The 243-nt window shown below is 63.4% G+C and carries 1 protein-coding gene; it reads left to right on the plus strand.

Annotated features, from left to right (window positions below; genetic code table 11):
- The coding region (locus tag ASU23_RS12325; RefSeq protein ID WP_156423155.1) for an AMP-binding protein at positions 1-243 on the plus strand (243 nt) is incomplete at both ends.

Here is a 243-nt window from a genome sequence, read left to right on the forward strand (position 1 = left end):
GCTGATCGGTTGGCGTCGGAATCCGGTCAGGCCGCTGAGTTGTCGTTGCGGTGGGTTGTTTTCGGCGGCGAGGCGCTCGAGCTTCGACGCTTGTCGGACTGGTACGGCCGCCGCGGTGACTTCGCGCCGACGTTGGTGAACATGTACGGCATCACGGAGACGACGGTGCATGTCAGCCATCGTGTGTTGGATGCTGCGTTGGCGGCGGATGCGTCGGCGAGTGTTGTGGGTCAGGCTATTTCG

Origin of the sequence: Rhodococcus sp. KB6, from assembly GCF_001445685.1 — a bacterium.
In the GTDB taxonomy this organism is placed as follows: Bacteria; Actinomycetota; Actinomycetes; order Mycobacteriales; family Mycobacteriaceae; genus Rhodococcus_F; species Rhodococcus_F qingshengii.